General features: G+C 67.7%; 16 protein-coding genes. 8 read left to right on the top strand and 8 right to left on the bottom strand.

Going from position 1 to position 14,667, the window contains the following annotated elements:
• Position 1 precedes the first annotated feature (1 nt).
• The 5 genes from DMB37_RS09510 to DMB37_RS09490 all read right to left on the bottom strand — a co-directional run bounded on the left by DMB37_RS09510 (position 2) and on the right by DMB37_RS09490 (position 5,066).
• Entirely contained in the window at positions 2-898 is an 897-nt protein-coding gene (locus tag DMB37_RS09510; RefSeq protein ID WP_135232379.1) for a 2-aminoethylphosphonate ABC transporter permease subunit, read from the bottom strand.
• Positions 895-2,067: an ABC transporter ATP-binding protein gene (locus tag DMB37_RS09505; RefSeq protein ID WP_135232378.1), complete on the bottom strand. Its 1,173-nt coding sequence runs from the start codon at positions 2,065-2,067 to the stop codon at positions 895-897. Before DMB37_RS09505 ends, DMB37_RS09510 begins: the two co-directional genes overlap by 4 nt.
• Positions 2,068-2,095: 28 nt before the next feature.
• Entirely contained in the window at positions 2,096-3,166 is a 1,071-nt protein-coding gene (locus DMB37_RS09500) for a 2-aminoethylphosphonate ABC transporter substrate-binding protein (protein WP_206055221.1), read from the bottom strand.
• A 74-nt stretch (positions 3,167-3,240) separates the two neighbouring features.
• Positions 3,241-3,930 carry a phosphonatase-like hydrolase gene (locus tag DMB37_RS09495; RefSeq protein WP_135232377.1) on the bottom strand — a complete coding sequence of 230 codons (690 nt, stop codon included), beginning with the start codon at positions 3,928-3,930 and terminating at the stop codon, positions 3,241-3,243.
• An 8-nt stretch (positions 3,931-3,938) separates the two neighbouring features.
• The gene (locus tag DMB37_RS09490) at positions 3,939-5,066 is read right to left on the bottom strand and encodes a TIGR03364 family FAD-dependent oxidoreductase (RefSeq protein WP_135232376.1); all 1,128 of its coding nucleotides are present in this window, start codon (positions 5,064-5,066) and stop codon (positions 3,939-3,941) included.
• A gap of 98 nt (positions 5,067-5,164) precedes the next feature.
• Here DMB37_RS09490 and DMB37_RS09485 point away from each other — a divergent pair, with 98 nt between their 5' ends.
• On the top strand, positions 5,165-5,935 hold the full coding sequence (locus tag DMB37_RS09485; protein ID WP_135232375.1) for a GntR family transcriptional regulator: 771 nt from the start codon (positions 5,165-5,167) through the stop codon (positions 5,933-5,935).
• Between the two features lie 19 nt (positions 5,936-5,954).
• Here the strand turns inward: DMB37_RS09485 and DMB37_RS09480 are convergent, their stop codons facing one another.
• Entirely contained in the window at positions 5,955-6,803 is an 849-nt protein-coding gene (locus DMB37_RS09480; protein ID WP_206055220.1) for a C1 family peptidase, read from the bottom strand.
• Positions 6,804-7,074: 271 nt separating this feature from the next.
• On the opposite strand from DMB37_RS09480, the gene DMB37_RS09475 reads away from it, so the two are divergent.
• Positions 7,075-7,725, top strand: coding sequence for a papain-like cysteine protease family protein (locus DMB37_RS09475; RefSeq protein ID WP_135232374.1), 651 nt, complete (start codon positions 7,075-7,077; stop codon positions 7,723-7,725).
• On the top strand, positions 7,722-8,309 hold the full coding sequence (locus tag DMB37_RS09470) for a hypothetical protein (RefSeq protein WP_135232373.1): 588 nt from the start codon (positions 7,722-7,724) through the stop codon (positions 8,307-8,309). The genes DMB37_RS09475 and DMB37_RS09470 overlap by 4 nt, the downstream gene beginning before the upstream one ends.
• 131 nt (positions 8,310-8,440) lie before the next feature.
• Here DMB37_RS09470 and DMB37_RS09460 read toward each other — a convergent pair whose 3' ends face one another.
• Positions 8,441-9,451, bottom strand: coding sequence for an LLM class flavin-dependent oxidoreductase (locus DMB37_RS09460; protein WP_135232372.1), 1,011 nt, complete (start codon positions 9,449-9,451; stop codon positions 8,441-8,443).
• Positions 9,452-9,636: 185 nt separating this feature from the next.
• Here DMB37_RS09460 and map point away from each other — a divergent pair, with 185 nt between their 5' ends.
• From map to DMB37_RS09435, 5 genes are all read left to right on the top strand, one after another.
• Positions 9,637-10,500 (top strand): type I methionyl aminopeptidase, encoded by an 864-nt coding sequence (gene map / locus DMB37_RS09455; RefSeq protein ID WP_135232371.1) that lies wholly within the window; start codon positions 9,637-9,639, stop codon positions 10,498-10,500.
• A gap of 79 nt (positions 10,501-10,579) precedes the next feature.
• The gene (locus DMB37_RS09450; protein WP_135232370.1) at positions 10,580-12,136 is read left to right on the top strand and encodes a cobyric acid synthase; all 1,557 of its coding nucleotides are present in this window, start codon (positions 10,580-10,582) and stop codon (positions 12,134-12,136) included.
• A 95-nt stretch (positions 12,137-12,231) separates the two neighbouring features.
• Positions 12,232-12,528, top strand: coding sequence for an AbrB/MazE/SpoVT family DNA-binding domain-containing protein (locus tag DMB37_RS09445; protein ID WP_240772317.1), 297 nt, complete (start codon positions 12,232-12,234; stop codon positions 12,526-12,528).
• Positions 12,525-12,917 carry a PIN domain-containing protein gene (locus DMB37_RS09440; RefSeq protein WP_135232369.1) on the top strand — a complete coding sequence of 131 codons (393 nt, stop codon included), beginning with the start codon at positions 12,525-12,527 and terminating at the stop codon, positions 12,915-12,917. Before DMB37_RS09445 ends, DMB37_RS09440 begins: the two co-directional genes overlap by 4 nt.
• A 47-nt stretch (positions 12,918-12,964) precedes the next feature.
• Positions 12,965-13,528 carry an alpha/beta hydrolase gene (locus DMB37_RS09435; RefSeq protein WP_135232368.1) on the top strand — a complete coding sequence of 188 codons (564 nt, stop codon included), beginning with the start codon at positions 12,965-12,967 and terminating at the stop codon, positions 13,526-13,528.
• On the opposite strand, the gene DMB37_RS09430 is transcribed toward DMB37_RS09435, so the two are convergent.
• Positions 13,508-14,578, bottom strand: coding sequence for an alpha/beta hydrolase (locus DMB37_RS09430; protein ID WP_135232367.1), 1,071 nt, complete (start codon positions 14,576-14,578; stop codon positions 13,508-13,510). The two genes, DMB37_RS09435 and DMB37_RS09430, sit on opposite strands and share 21 nt — an antisense overlap.
• Positions 14,579-14,667: the final 89 nt, after the last annotated feature.

The following is a 14,667-nucleotide window of genomic DNA, read 5'->3' as shown; positions in this document are numbered from 1 at the left end:
TTCAGTTCTCCTTCTTCGCCGTGAACCGGGCGAAAATCAGCCGGTACCCGACGTACAGCGTGAGCGAGAGCAGCACCTGCACCGAGGCGAGCACCGCGGCGCCGGGCAGATCGAAGGTGACGATGCCGCGGGTGTAGATCAGCGCGGGCAGCGTGATCACGCCCTTGGCGCCGGTGAACAGCACGATGCCGAACTCGTTGAGCGTCAACAGCAACACCAGGCTGCCGCCCGCCGCGAGCGCGGGCCACGCCTCGGGCAGCACCACCTGGCGCAGTACCCGCCACGGCGATGCGCCGAGACTCGCGGCCACGTCGAGCTGTTCGCGCGGTAGTTGGGCGAACGCGGCGAGCAGCGGCCGCACGACGAAGGGCGTGAAGAAGGTGATCTCGGCCAGGATCACGCCGAGCGGGGTGCTCAGGAAGTTCAGTGCGGGTTCGTTGTTCCCGGTGATGCTCGTGATCAGCGCGTTGACCGCGCCTGCCGTGCCGTACAGGAACGTGAATGCCAGCGTGATGAGAAACGACGGCAGCGTCAGCACGGTGTCGATGAGCCTGCCCACCACCTGCGACCCGGGAAACGGCACGAACGCCAGCACGATCGCCAGAAACGCGCCGAGCACCAGGCAGCCCGCGGTCGAGCTCACCGCGATGAACACGGTGCGCCACAACGCATTACGGAATGATTCGGAACCCAGCACCTGCGACCAGACCGAGGTGCCGCGCCCGGTCGGGGTCACCGTGGATTCGGCGAGGACCCGCACGATCGGGTACACCGCGATGAACAGCACCACCAGCAGCGGGGGCAGGCTCCACAGCACCGGTTTCCAGTTGCGTTGCCGCGCAGTTGGTTGCGGCGCGCCGGGCGCGGTGATCGGCTCCAGCACCGCGGACGCGCTCATGATCGGCCGCCGACCGCGCGGGGGATCAGCACCCCGGCGGGGTCGGGGAAGCGGACACCGACGACCGAGCCGATGGCGGTGTCGAGCTGACCGGGGACGTCGGCGGTGACTTCGTCGGCCAAGCCGTCGACCGCGAGCGTCAAACGGGTGGACGCGCCGCGCCAGACAGCGGAGACCACCGTGCCGCGCAGTGCGTCTCGTTCGGCGGTGGCGCCGATCCGCACGGTGTGCGGGCGCACGCACAGCAGGGCAGGGGAGTCGAGGGCCCAGTTCTCCTGGCCGACACCGGGTGTGGGCGCCTCGGCCCGCAGCGTCCGGTTGCCGACGGTGACCAGCGCCGACCCGCCCGACAGCCGGTTCACCGTGCAGGACAGCAGGTTCGCGCCGCCGAGGAAGGCGGCGGTGAAGTCGCTGGGTGGCCGCCGCCAGAGGTTCTCCGCGGTGTCGATATCGACCAGGTGGGCGTCGCGCATGACCGCGATGCGGTCGGCGAGCGCGAGCGCCTCGGACTGGTCATGGGTCACGTACAGCATCGCCGTGTCCGGCAACGCCTTTCGCAGCTGCTGGAGCTCGCCGAGCATGGACTGGCGCAGCTGCGCGTCGAGTGCGGCCAGCGGCTCGTCCAGCAGCAGCACCTTGGGCCGGATGGCCAGCGCCCTGGCGATCGCGACTCGCTGCTGCTGGCCGCCGGACAGTTCCCTGGGCAGGCGCTGGGCGTAGGCGCCCATGCCGACCATGGCCAATGCTTCGGTAACGCGTGCGCCGATCTCGTTGCGCGGCACCCGATGCGACTTCAGCCCGAAGGCGACGTTGCCGTGCACACTCATGTGCGGGAACAGCGCATACGACTGCACGACAACGCCGATCCCGCGTTTGGCGGGCGACAGGTCGGTGACGTCGCGCCCGGCCAACCGGACCGCGCCCGAGGTCGGCCGGACGAATCCGGCCAGCGCCTTGAGCGCGGTCGACTTGCCGGAACCGCTCGGTCCGAGCAGGGCGACGGTCTCGCCCGCGGCGACGCGCAGCGTGAAATCGGCCAGCGCGACAGTGGTTTTGCGGCCGCTGCGGTAGCCGACGCTGACCCGGTCGAACACGATCGCCGGTTCGGCAGCGGCCGGTCGGGACAGGGCGGTGGTGGATGACTTCGTGAGTGCGTCACCGGTGGACATGGTCGACTCCCTTGGGGTTGACGGCGTTTCAGCTACCGGTGGCCTTCTGGTAGGCCGCCAGATCGCCGTCGAGGTCGGTGAGCACCGTGTTCCAGTCGACCGGCAGCAGTTCGACACCCTTCAGCACTGAGCTCGGCGACGGGCCTGATCCGGCCGGGGCATCGCGCAGTTCCGCGCGGGCGGGCACCGCGAAAGCGTCCGAGCCCAGCGACTTCTGCGCCTGCGCCGAGAGCAGGAACTCCATCAGCTTCTTCGCGTCGTCCTGGTGCGGGGCGCCCTTGGCCAAGCCCATCACATAGGGCACCGCGACGGTCGACTTCTTGCCGTCGGCGGCGGCCGGGAAGAAGACGCTGAACTTCGCGCCCTTCTCCTTGATGGTGGTCAGGTTCATCTGCACGTCACCGTTGGCGATGCTCAGCTCACCCTTGTCGACCTTGGCCTGCAGCTTGCCCGTCGACGAGGACGGCCCGACATTGTTGGCCTGCAGCTTGTTCAGGTAGTCCAGCGCGCCCTGCTTACCGAGCAGCTTCTGCAACAGGATCAGCACGGCGGTGCCGTCACCGGCCTGGCCCGGCGTCGAATACTGCAGCTTGCCTTTGAAGTCCGGCTTCAGCAGGTCGTCCCAGGTGAGCCCGGTGGTGTCGACCGACGGGTTGGCGATGAAGCACAGGTAATTGTTGGCGAGGGTGACGTACTTGCCCTCGGCGTCCTTGTCGGCGGACGGGACCGCGCTGGTGTCTACACCGCTGTCCTGAAGCAGGCCACTGGCTTTCGCCTTCTGGATGAACGGCGGCAGCGTGACGACCACATCGGCCTGCGGGTTGGCCTGTTCCTTGTCCACCCGGTTGACCACCTCGCCGGAGCCCGCCTCGACCAGGTTGACCGCGATGCCGGTCTGCTTCTCGAACTCCGCGAACTGGGTCTGGTACCAGCTGCCGACACCGTCGGCGGAGTAGACCGTGACGGTTTTGCCGCTCGCGCTCTCGGTGCCGGTGCCGCCACAGGCGGCGGTGGCCGCGACGGCGGTGGCGGTAGCGAAGAGCAACGCGGTGCGGGCGAGGGTGCGCGCCAGGCGGGCCGGCGGGTACGAAGTACGCACGATGACTACAACTTTCGGTTCGTGAGGAGTGTCGGAGTCGGAAGGGTGGATGAACCGGCGGCCGCCGGAACGGTTCAGCTGTGCTCGGCGAGCACCAGTTCGGCGAACTCGACGACCGACGGCACGACGTGGGTGGCACCCGCCGCGCGCAGCTGTGCTTCGTCGTGTGCGCCGGTGAGCGTGCCCGCGACGATGCGGGCGCCCGCGGCGAGGCCGGTGGCGATGTCGCTGGTCGTATCGCCAAGCACCGCAACACGATCCACGGCGTCGGCGTGCAGGCGGAGCAGCGCGGTGAGGACCATGTCGGGGTAGGGGCGGCCACGCCCGGCGTCCGAGGGAGCCAGGGTCAGGTCGGCGATGTCGGTCCAGCCCAGCGCGTTCAGCAGCCGATCCTGGGTGGACCGGCTGAACCCGGTGGTCAGTACGACCCGCACGCCGGCGCCCCGCAGCTTGCTGATCGCCTCGGCGGCACCGGGAATCGGCGTGATCTCGACCTCGTCGATCAGCGCGTCGTAGGCGGACTCGAAGGCCCGATTGGCTTCCTGCGCGCGCTCTTCGTCGCCGAGCAGGGCACGGAACACCGCGATCTTGGACTGGCCCATCGTGTCCAGCACGTACTGCCGGGCCTGCTCGCGTTCCGGTCCGTCCGCCGCGATGCCCGCCGCGGTCGCGGCGGCCTCGAAGGCGCGCAGGACCAGCCCGCCATCGGCGACGGTGGTGCCCGCCATGTCCAGCACGACGAGTTGAATGGTGTTGTCGGACATCGCAATCCTCACAAGTTCAGCAGGTCGGCGGTGTGCTCGCCGAGTGCGGGGCCGAGGGTCATGCCGCGGCCGCCCGGGCCGGTGATCACCCAGATGTGCGCGCCCGCCGCGGCGCGGGTGACGACCGCGGTCGGGTCGACGCTCTGGCTGTACACGCCGGCCCAGCGCCGAACCACCTGCGGCAGTGTGCGTCCGAGCAGTTCCTCGGTGACCGCGGTGAGGTGCTCGTAGGGCGCCTCGTCCACGTCGAAGGCGAACGGCTCGTCGTATTCGTGGGTGTCGCCGATGGTGAGCCCGCCGTGCAACCGCTGTACGCAGAGCAACTGCATCTTGTGCTCGGCGGCGGTGGCCGACTGGGACTGCTCCCGGTTCAGCGTGTCCACCTCGTCGCCCGCGAAGCCCGGGTAGTAGCGGAAGCTGTCGCCGTCGGCGATGGCGGTGGTGAGCGGCTCGCCGAGCGGCGCGGTCTGCATCATCTGCAAACGGACCCGGCGCACCGGCAGATCCTCGACCAGCTCGCGGGTCAACCCGCTGTGTGCCGCGCCGGGGCAGACCAGTGCCAGATCGGCCTCGAAGCGGCGGCCCTGGTCGTCGAGCACGGTGGCACCGGTGGCGGTGTCGAGGACCGACCTGGCCTCGGTGGCCGCGTGGAAGGTGTATCGGCCGGTGGCGGCCAGGTAGGCGCGCAGCGCGGGCAGCGCCTGGCGCGACTCGACCGCGGCGTCGGTCGAACAGTGCAGTCCGGCAAGGAATTTTCCGCGCAGTGCGGGGTTGATCGCGCGCACCCGGTCGGGATCGAGCAGCTCGAAGCCGCGGGTCTCGGCGGTCGGTCCGGCCGCGGCCTTTTCGGCGACGGCGAGTTCGGCAGGGGTACGAACCAGCGTGATCGATCCGGCGGGACGGAATCCGACAGCGGGGACCTTGCCGCCGATCTCCTCCCACAGCTCCCGCGAGCGCAGCGTCAGCTCCAGTTCGGCGGCGGAGCGCCCGGAGACCCAGACCAGGCCGAAGTTGCGGACGGTGGCGCCGCGGGCCTCGGTCTCCCGCTCCAGCTGCACCACTTCGTGACCGCGGCGGACGGCGGCCAAGGCGTGTGCGGTGCCGAGGATTCCACCTCCGATGATGACCAATCGCATGGACCCCATCGTGCACATTGGTCTAGACCAAGCGGTGTTGCCTGTGCGAACGCCAGGTTAATAATTGGTATAGACCAATTGCGGGTAGGCTGTGCCGCATGGAAGCAACGGAGGTCGGTGCCGAGGTGGCGTCCGGCGACACGCGTGGCGGGCGAGCCGAATTCGCGCTGCCCGACCGGCTGCCGAAGTCGTACCGCGTGCGCACCGAACTCGAGACGATCCTGCGCGATCTGAACGAGGGCGATCCGGTTCCCTCCGAACGTGACCTGGCGGTCCGCTTCGAAGTGGCGCGGGAGACCGTTCGCCAAGCATTGCGAGATCTCCTGGTGGAAGGCCGGATTCGCAGGCAGGGCCGGGGCACCGTGGTCTCCCGGCCCAAAATGGTGCAGCCGCTGTCGCTTCGCTCCTACACCGAAGGCGCCATCAGCTACGGCCGCGTCCCCGGCCGCCTGCTCGTCAGCTGGGACGACATCCCCGCCGATCCCGACACCGCCCGCGATCTCGCTGTGCCCGTGGGTACTTCGGTCATGCACCTGGAGCGCGTCCTGCTCGCCGACGGTGAACGCATCGGCCTGGAAAGCACCTTCCTGCCGCTGCACCGCTTCGCCGGCCTGCGCGCCACCTACGACCCGAGCACCTCGCTGTACGCGGCGGTGCGCGGGTCGGGCGTGATCTTCGGGCAGGCCACCGAACGCATCGAAACGGTCCTCGCCTCCCCCCGCGAGGCCGCACTCCTCGAATGCACCACGGCCCTACCGCTTTTGCTGCTGCACCGCCGCAGCCTCGACGCCGCAGGCGACCCGATCGAACGCGTCCGCGGCCTCTACCGCGGCGATCGGATCGCCTTCGAGGCACACCTCACCCAATAGTCCACGCCGATGGCCGCCGTCAGGCGGGAAGCAATCGGCCCATCGAGTGGATTTCGTTCACATCGGCGCCGGTGATGAAGGACCAAGGAGCGGTGAAGAAGCCGTTCTTGCCCCAGTTCGGGCCCCATGAATTCTCGACTGTCACGCCTTTTGCATCGTAGGCGACGATGGTGACCTCGTGGCCGCCGAGGATTTTCTCGCGGGCCGATGGGTTGTAGTTGTCATTGGTGCTGTCCAGGGCTTCGAAGCTTTCCCTGGCGTCGAAGCCGAAGGGGACCGGCAGGCCGGATGCGATCGCCTTCTTGATGTTGGTGACGATATCGCCCTTGGTGAGATCCTGTGCTCCGGACAGTTTGTAGTGGGCGGCGTTCGCGCGTTCCGCGGCGTCGGGCTGGGTCGTGTAGTCGAAATCGCCCTGCCAGTAGTCGGATTTGGTGTCGATGCCCTGCTGCTGTTCCAGCGGCAACGCGACTCCGGCGTAGGTGCCCTGATCGCTGCCCTGCGCGATCTGCGCGTAGATGAACATTGGAGCCATCGGATCGCCTGCGATCTGCTGCTCGTTCATCAGCACCCCGTACCCGGTATATCCGGTCGCCCAGGTGACGCACGATCCGACCGGCCCCTGATCGCCCGCGGGTAAAGCGTACTGGCGCAGCGAATATGCGGCCGGTGGTGCGCCGGCCGCACCCAGTTGAACCGGCAGCGCCGAACCGACGGTGGTGTCTCGGCCGAGGCTGTCGTGCGCGGCCGCGCGGTCGAGTCCGAATGCGTGATGCTTGATCTGCGGCGAGGGTGCGTCCGGGGCGGCGTGCGCGGTACCGGTCACCGCGAGGCTGATTCCAAGGATGGATACGAAAGCGGTGGACAAGCGCGAATAGTGCAAGGTTCCTCCTGCTGAGCCCCATGATCCATCACTTCCGGATGGAATGATCGGTGAACTGAACAGGGAGTGTTCCACGGCATTTCAGCGACAACAATATAAAAGTCACCTTGATTCCTTTAAGTCGCGGTTAACGGCGGTGTCGCACAAGTAAATTCACCCAAGTCGCCCATTCGCACGATGATTCGATGCGGTGGTATTGCGGCCGGGAGCGCGGATATGTACCGTGCGATGGTATTTCCGCTCGGAAGGATGAGATGTGACGTCGAAATGGAAGCTGTGCTGCCTGGTCTCGACGTTCCTCGCCTGCGCACTGCACGGCTCCGCCGTCGCCGAGCCGGGTCCCGCCGAGCGGAATGCCGCCGGGCATCCCCACGGTTTGGTGGTGACGCCGAACCTGCCTCGGGTTCCGGAACCTCGCGCCGCCGCCTTCGGCGCGCAGACCCTGCCGTATCTCCAGCAGACCCAGATCGCGGATCAGTGGTGCTGGGCCGCCGACGGCTCGTCGATAGCCACGTATCTGCACCGGCCGATCAGCCAGAATCAGTATTGCGCACTGGTACACGGCGTCAGTGCCGAGGGTGCCTGCCCAGATGAGCAGGCGTCGCTCGAGCAGATCGCGTCCGCTTTCCGGGGGATCGGTTTCGCCGCGGCCGTCGGTGCGCCGTTGTCGATGGCCAAGGTTATCGATGAGATCTCGGCCGACCGGCCGATCCTCACCGGTATCGCGTGGACGGCAGGCGGCGGGCACGCGCAGGTGATCTACGGCTTCGACACCGATGCCGGCACCGTCACCTACGGGGATCCCTGGCCCACCTCGCGGCGCAGCGTCACACAGTCGCTCGACTCCTACACCCGGAATTCGGACTGGACGTGGTTCGGCGAGGATTACGGCATCGCACTCCGATGAGTGGATCGGTCCTGCGCATCGCGATCGGACTCTTGGTTGTTGGTCTGGGCCTGTCGGGGTGTGCGGATCACGGTGCACCCGCGACGGCGTGGGAGAGCGAGCCGGACGGCAGTGTCATCGACAGCGCGATCGACACTCCGGCGGCGCAGCGTCTCGTCGGATCGTTCCTCCGATCGTCGGGTGCGCCGAATGATGTTGCGGCCGTGACACTTCAGCGAGCCGGCGCCCCGGTCATGGTGTATGCGACCTACCCGTCCTCCGCTGACGATCCCGGACACTCCCTCGAGCGTGCCGGGATCGAGTCCTACATCGCGGTGCCGGTTCGGGTGGCCGGGCGCAATGCCGCCGACACGTTGCAGTTGGAACCGTCGCCACCGTATCTGCCACGGGCGATGGCATCGGGAGTAGAGGAGACAAGCCGGCCACGTGCCGCCGGTGCGCGACTGCTGCTCGATTTCCCGACCCATACCTGGTTCGCCTGGACGCGAACCCACGTCACCGTGATCTCCTCGGAAGAGACCCCAGCGTTGGCAGGCGATGAACTCAACGCCGAGGCCTTCTATGCCTGGCTCCAATCCCGCTGACCCGCCGAGTCGTTCGCGCGCCGCGCAACCACCTGTTGGATCTCCAAGTGCCGCAGGCGACCCGATCGAACGCGTCCGCGGCCTCTACCGCGGCGACCGCATCGCCTTTGGGGCGCACCTCACCCAGTAACTCAGCGCACCTGCGGGGCTACCTTCTCGCCCAGCAATTCGATGTTGTGCAGGACCTTTTCGTGCGGGAGGGTGCCGACGCTGGTGTGCAGCATGAAGCGGTCGAGGCCGAGGGTGTCGCGGATGTCGGCGACCTTTTCGGCGACGTAGTCGGGGGTACCGACGAACAGCGAACCCTCCTTGGCGCGCAGGGCCTCGAATTGCGGGCGGGTCATGGGGCCCCAGCCGCGTTCGCGGCCGATGACGCTCATGGCGAGTGCGTACGGCTCGTAGAAGTCGGCGACGGCTTGTTCGTCGGTGTCGGCGATGTAGCCGTGGGCGTGCACCGCCACCGGCTGCTTCTCGTGGCCGCCCTCGGCGAGGGCGCGGTGGTACAGCTCGACCAGCGGCTTGAACCGGGCGGGCTGACCGCCGATGATCGCGATGGCCAAGGGGAGTCCGAGCAGTCCGGCGCGGACCACCGACTCGGGGCTGCCGCCGACCGCGATCCATACCGGCAGCGGCCGGTGGTCGGTGCGCGGGTAGGCGATGGCTTCGCGCAGCGGCGCACGGAACTTGCCGGACCAGGTGACCGGCTCGTCCTCGCGCAGGTGCAGCAGCAGCGCCAGCTTCTCCTCGAAGAGCTCGTCGTAGTCGGACAGGTTGTAGCCGAACAACGGAAAGCTCTCCGTGAACGACCCGCGCCCGGCCATCAGCTCGGCGCGACCCTTGGACAGTCCGTCCAGCGTCGCGAAATCCTGGTACACACGTACCGGATCATCGGAGCTCAGCACGGTGACCGCGCTGGTCAGCTGGATCTTCTCGGTGCGCGCCGCGATGGCGGCCAGCACCAGCGCGGGGGCGGAGGCGGCGAAATCCTTGCGGTGGTGTTCGCCGACGCCGTAGACGTCGAGTCCGGCCCGCTCGGCGGCGACGGCCTCCTCGACCACCTCACGCAACCGCTCGCCCGCGGTGGGTGCGGGGCGGTCGCCGACGGGGTACAGCTCGGCGAAGGTCGTGAGTCCCAATTCCACGGTCGAGCCTCCTTCCTCAGTAGTGTCGATGTCAACCAATACCGTAAACGGACCATGGTCCGTAGGTATTCCGCGTGGGTCGACGCCGGTGCGGTCTGGCTTTGCCGCCCTGCGTCGGCCGGGCGCTGCCGCGCCGCTCAGGTCCGGCGCTGCCGCAGCGCCCGCCATCCGATTACTCTGTTCGCATGTCTGTCCGCACTCGCAAGCCGCTCGTCCCCGGCATCCAGTCACCCACCCGCGAGGTCCCGCGCACCATCGAGCGCCCGGAGTACGCGTGGAAGAAGACTGTCAACGAGGGGCGTGAGCCCTGGGTGCAGACGGCCGAGACGATCGACAAGATGCGGATCGCGAGCAAGATCGCGGCGCAGGCGCTGGAAGAGGCGGGCAAGGCCGTCGCGCCCGGCGTCACCACCGACGAGCTGGACCGGATCGCGCACGAGTACATGTGCGACCACGGCGCCTACCCGTCGACCCTGGGCTACAAGGGATTTCCGAAGTCGTGCTGCACCTCGCTCAATGAGGTGATCTGCCACGGCATTCCGGACTCCACCGTGATCGAGGACGGCGACATCGTCAATATCGACGTCACCGCCTACATCCACGGCGTGCACGGCGACACCAACAAGACCTACCTCGCCGGCGAGGTGGACGAGGAGGTCCGGCTGCTGGTCGAGCGGACCGAAGAGGCCACCATGCGGGCGATCAAGGCGGTCCGGCCGGGCCGGGCGCTGAACGTCATCGGCCGCGTCATCGAGTCCTACGCCAACCGCTTCGGCTACGGCGTGGTCCGCGACTTCACCGGGCACGGCGTCGGTCCCACCTTCCACAGCGGTCTGGTGATCCTGCACTACGACCAGCCCGCCATCGAGTCGATCATCGAGCCGGGCATGACCTTCACCATCGAGCCGATGATCAACCTGGGCGGCATCGACTACGAGATCTGGGACGACGGCTGGACCGTGGTCACCAAGGACCGCAAGTGGACCGCGCAGTTCGAACACACCCTGGTGGTCACCGACACCGGCGCAGAAATCCTCACCCTGCCGTGAGGACGGGTGGGGACAGCCCGGTTCGAGGCTTGCGCCGTCCGGTGGTCACCGACACCGGCGCGGAAATCCGCACGCTGCCGTGAAAGGTGCCCTGCTGGTCGCGGGGACTACCTCGGACGCGGGCAAAAGCGTTGTGGTGGCGGGCATCTGCCGGATGCTGGCGCGGCGTGGCGTGCGGGTCGCGCCGTTCAAGGCGCAGAACATGTCGAACAACTCCGTGGTCACCCTCGACGGCGGCGAGATCGGGCGGGCGCAGGCATTGCAGGCGCAGGCGTGCGGGCTCGCGCCGAGTGTGCGGTTCAACCCGGTACTGCTGAAGCCGGGCAGTGATCGGCGCTCGCAGTTGGTAGTGCGGGGTAAGGCGGTCGGCACCGTCGGCGCGCGGGACTACTTCCGGCACCGGCAGGAGCTGCGCGAGGTGGTCGCCGCCGAACTCGCCTCGCTGCGCGCCGAATTCGACGTGGTGATCTGTGAAGGCGCCGGATCACCCGCCGAGATCAATTTGCGGGCCACTGATCTGGCGAACATGGGGCTCGCCCAGCCCGCGGGGCTGCCGGTGCTGCTGGTCGGCGACATCGATCGCGGCGGCGTGCTGGCCCACCTGTTCGGCACCGTCGCCATCCTGGAACCCGAAGACCAGCAACTGATCTCCGGTTTCGTGATCAACAAGTTCCGCGGTGACGTCGAGCTGCTGCGCCCCGGCCTCGACCGCCTGACCGAGCTGACCGGCCGCCGCACGCTCGGCGTGCTGCCGTACGCCGAGGACCTGTGGATCGACGCCGAGGACTCCCTCGGCACGGTCGCGGACGCACCGGTCGGCCGTCCGCGACCGCCGGTCGGTACCGAGTGGCTGACCGTAGCCGCCATCCGCCTGCCGCGCATCTCCAACTCCACCGATATCGAGGCCTTGGCCTGCGAGCCAGGGGTTTCCGTGCGCTGGGCGAGTGATCCGTCCCGGCTGGCCGGGGCCGACCTCGTGGTGCTGCCCGGCAGCAAGGCCACCGTGTCGGACCTGGAGTGGTTGCGGCGCAGCGGAATCGCCGAGGCACTGCGCGCACGTGCGGCGGCGGGCGGGCCGATCCTGGGCATCTGTGGCGGTTATCAGATGCTGGGCAAGCGAATCGTCGACCCGGTGGAGTCGGGCCGCGGACGGGTCGACGGCTTGGATCTGTTGGACCTGGCGATCGAATTCGCCGATCCGAAGGTGTTGCGCCACAGCACCGGTCATGGGGCCACCGCCGACACCGCGGGAATCCCGGTGCACGGCTATGAGATTCACCACGGCCGGGTGACCGGCAGCGGCGATCCGGCCTGGCTCGACCTCGCGGGAAAACCGGAAGGCAGTGTGCGCGGCGCGCTCTGGGGCACCCACTTGCACGGCCTGCTGGAATCGGACGACTTCCGCCGCGCCTGGCTGCGCTCGGTGGCCGAAGCCGCCGGACGCACCGGTTTCGTTGTCGCCGAAGACGTCTCCGTCGCCGCTGTACGCTCGGCGCAGCTCGATCTGCTCGCCGACCTGATCGAGCAGCACCTCGATCTCGACCAGCTCGATCGCCTGCTCATCGACGGTGCGCCCGCCCGTCTGCCCACACTGGCGACCCAGCTGCTCCCCACCGCCGCACCCCTCGGTAGCTGAACTGTTGACGTGACGAACGTCGCCCCTTACCTTTCAGTAAGGAATTCGGCTCCGGGTAAGGCGCGGGTCGATGGGCGCGGGAGAAGCACGGGTCGGTGAGTGAAGTGGCGGCAGACAAGAAGTCCACTAGTAGGGCGGGAAATGTGGTGTCCGCGACGGTGACCAGCAAGGGGCAGATCACCATCCCGATCGACGTCAGAGTCGCCATGGGTTTGCGGGCCGGCGTCCGGGTCGCCTTCGTTCCCACCGACAACGGCACCTACGAACTGGTGCCCGAGACCCGAACCATCAAGTCGCTCAAGGGGATAGTCGGCTGGTCCGGCTCGCCCATCGGCCTCGCTGAGATGAACGAGGCGATCACCGGCAATGTCGTGGAAGGCAAGCAGAAATGATCGGTCTGGACGCCAATGTGCTGATCCGCTACCTCACCCAGGACGATCCGGAGCAGTCCGCGCGCGCCAATCAGGTGATCGACGGCCTCAGCGAGAGCCGCCCGGGTTACGTGACGATGATCGTGCTCGCCGAGATCCACTGGGTGCTGCGCCGCGGCTACAAGCAGGACCCCGAGGCGGTCACCGACGTGTTGCTGGGCCTGCTCGACTCGACCGAGATCGTGGTCGAGCGGGCCGACACCGTGCGCCAGGCGCTGCGCCGGGCCGCCGACGGCGCGGATTTCGCCGACGCGCTGATCCAGCAACTCGGCCAGGAGGCCGGCTGCGACCTCACCGTCACCTTCGACCACAACGCCGGGGAGATCGCGGGCATGCGACTACTGGCCTGACGCGAAGATAGGGCTTCGTTCAGCAGACCCGTGTAGCGTCATTCGGCATGAAATCTCGGCAGATCACGGTGGGTGACGGGACCTGGACCGTGCGGGTAGACGGCCCGGAATCTCGGCACAGCGTGCTGCTGCTGCCCGACCTCGGCGACCCGGCGGACGTCTACGACCAGGTATGTGCTCGACTGCACAATTCGGATCTGCGCACCGTGGTGCTGGAGTCGATCGAGGGCCTCGATGCGGCGGGCGTCACCGCCATCCTGGACCAGATCGGTGTGCCCTGGGCGAACGTCGCTGCCCGTGGCGCGGGCGCCGACCTGGCGTGGCGGGCGTGCTCGGCCGGATTCGGCCGCTTCATCAGCCTCGTGGTGGCCGATCGCGGCCATCCGGCGGCTCCGGGCCCGGACGGGACCGTCGCCGACGCCACGGTCCGTCCAGTCGAGTTGCCGACCACGGTGCTGGTCACCAAGAACCTGCCGCGCTCGGTCGCCGACGCCTCGGGGCGGTTCGTCTACGGCGAGTTCCGCGTGGTCGACGTCGACGTCACCGATGTGGCGACCGAGGCCGACCACGAATTGGCCACCGAGATCGTGCTACGCACCAGCACCTGGTGAGCCGTTGCCGGACTTGGCTTGATACACGGCAAGCCACTCCAGCCAGCTGTCGAGTTCGGCGAAGGCGTGGGCCAGCGGTTCGGCCGCGGACAGGAACACATCGTGTTTGGCGCCGTCGATCGGCACGATGTTGGTGCGGTCGCCCAGGCACCCCGACCAACGCTGAATCTGCTTGACGTCCAACACCGCATCGGCCACATCGACGGCGGGGCCGTACCGGCGGGCGAACTTCGTCATCCGGGAGCGCAGGATCAGCGACGGCACGCCGATGTCGAGCCCGGCGTGCAGTTGCGCGTGACCGTTGCGGATGGCGCGCAGCCAGCCGAACCGAACGGGGAAGCCGTGCAACGGTTTCCAGTCGAGGTTGTAATCCCATTCGCCCGCGACGCTGTGGTGCAGGCTGTCACCGTAGGTACTGATCTTGCTGCCCGGCAGTTCGATCATCTTCCGAAAACGGCCGAGCGCCTTGATGATCGGCGTCCCGACGGTCCGGTAGTACGACGGTCCCTGCAGATCGAACCAAGGGCTGTTGAGCACCAGACCGGACACCCCGGCCGCGGCCGTCCCCCGGGTCCGATTGAGCCGATCCAGCCACAGCGGCAGGATCAAGCCACCGGTCGAGTGCGCGTTCAGGACGACCGGAGCGCCGGTCTCCTCCCGCACGATTCGCAATGCCTCGTTCAACTCGTCGTCATACAGTGCGAGATCGGTCACATAATGCGGCGTCTGCCCGTCGCGCAGTGATCGTCCGCACTTGCGTAGGTCCAGCGCGTAGAAGTGGTATCCGAGCGTCGCGAAATGTTCCGCGAGATGCTCTTGAAAGAAGTAGTCGGTAAAACCGTGCACATACAGCACGGCACCGGCGGTGAGTTCGACATCGTCGCCGGGCAGATAGCGGACCAGCGTGGCCACGGCCTCGCCTTCGCCATCGGGATCGGGCCCGAAAGAAAGCGTGCGCTGCTGGTACTTCTCGCCTAGGACATCGGCTTTCCACTCCGCCCCGTGGTGGGTGTCGGTTTTCGTAGCGGCAAGTGAAGTTTCCTTTGTCACATACACAATCTAAGTCACATTCTGCGGTTTCGGCGCAGGGGATCGACGTGGTGAGGTGCACAATTGAAGCTAGGTGAACGGCGGGTAAC

Origin of the sequence: Nocardia sp. CS682 (assembly GCF_004634405.1) — a bacterium.
Classification (GTDB): domain Bacteria; phylum Actinomycetota; class Actinomycetes; order Mycobacteriales; family Mycobacteriaceae; genus Nocardia; species Nocardia ninae.
Note: the sequence above shows the minus strand (reverse complement) of the source record. Positions and strands in the feature narration are given on the sequence as shown.

Coding starts and splice junctions, on each gene's coding strand:
- DMB37_RS09485 (WP_135232375.1), top strand. CDS start 5,165: ATGGAAGCAACGGAGGTCGGTGCCGAGGTGGCGTCCGGCGACACGCGT.
- DMB37_RS09470 (WP_135232373.1), top strand. CDS start 7,722: ATGAGTGGATCGGTCCTGCGCATCGCGATCGGACTCTTGGTTGTTGGT.
- DMB37_RS09495 (WP_135232377.1), bottom strand. CDS start 3,930: ATGTCCGACAACACCATTCAACTCGTCGTGCTGGACATGGCGGGCACC.
- DMB37_RS09510 (WP_135232379.1), bottom strand. CDS start 898: ATGAGCGCGTCCGCGGTGCTGGAGCCGATCACCGCGCCCGGCGCGCCG.
- DMB37_RS09435 (WP_135232368.1), top strand. CDS start 12,965: ATGAAATCTCGGCAGATCACGGTGGGTGACGGGACCTGGACCGTGCGG.
- DMB37_RS09440 (WP_135232369.1), top strand. CDS start 12,525: ATGATCGGTCTGGACGCCAATGTGCTGATCCGCTACCTCACCCAGGAC.
- DMB37_RS09490 (WP_135232376.1), bottom strand. CDS start 5,066: ATGCGATTGGTCATCATCGGAGGTGGAATCCTCGGCACCGCACACGCC.
- DMB37_RS09505 (WP_135232378.1), bottom strand. CDS start 2,067: ATGTCCACCGGTGACGCACTCACGAAGTCATCCACCACCGCCCTGTCC.
- map (WP_135232371.1), top strand. CDS start 9,637: ATGTCTGTCCGCACTCGCAAGCCGCTCGTCCCCGGCATCCAGTCACCC.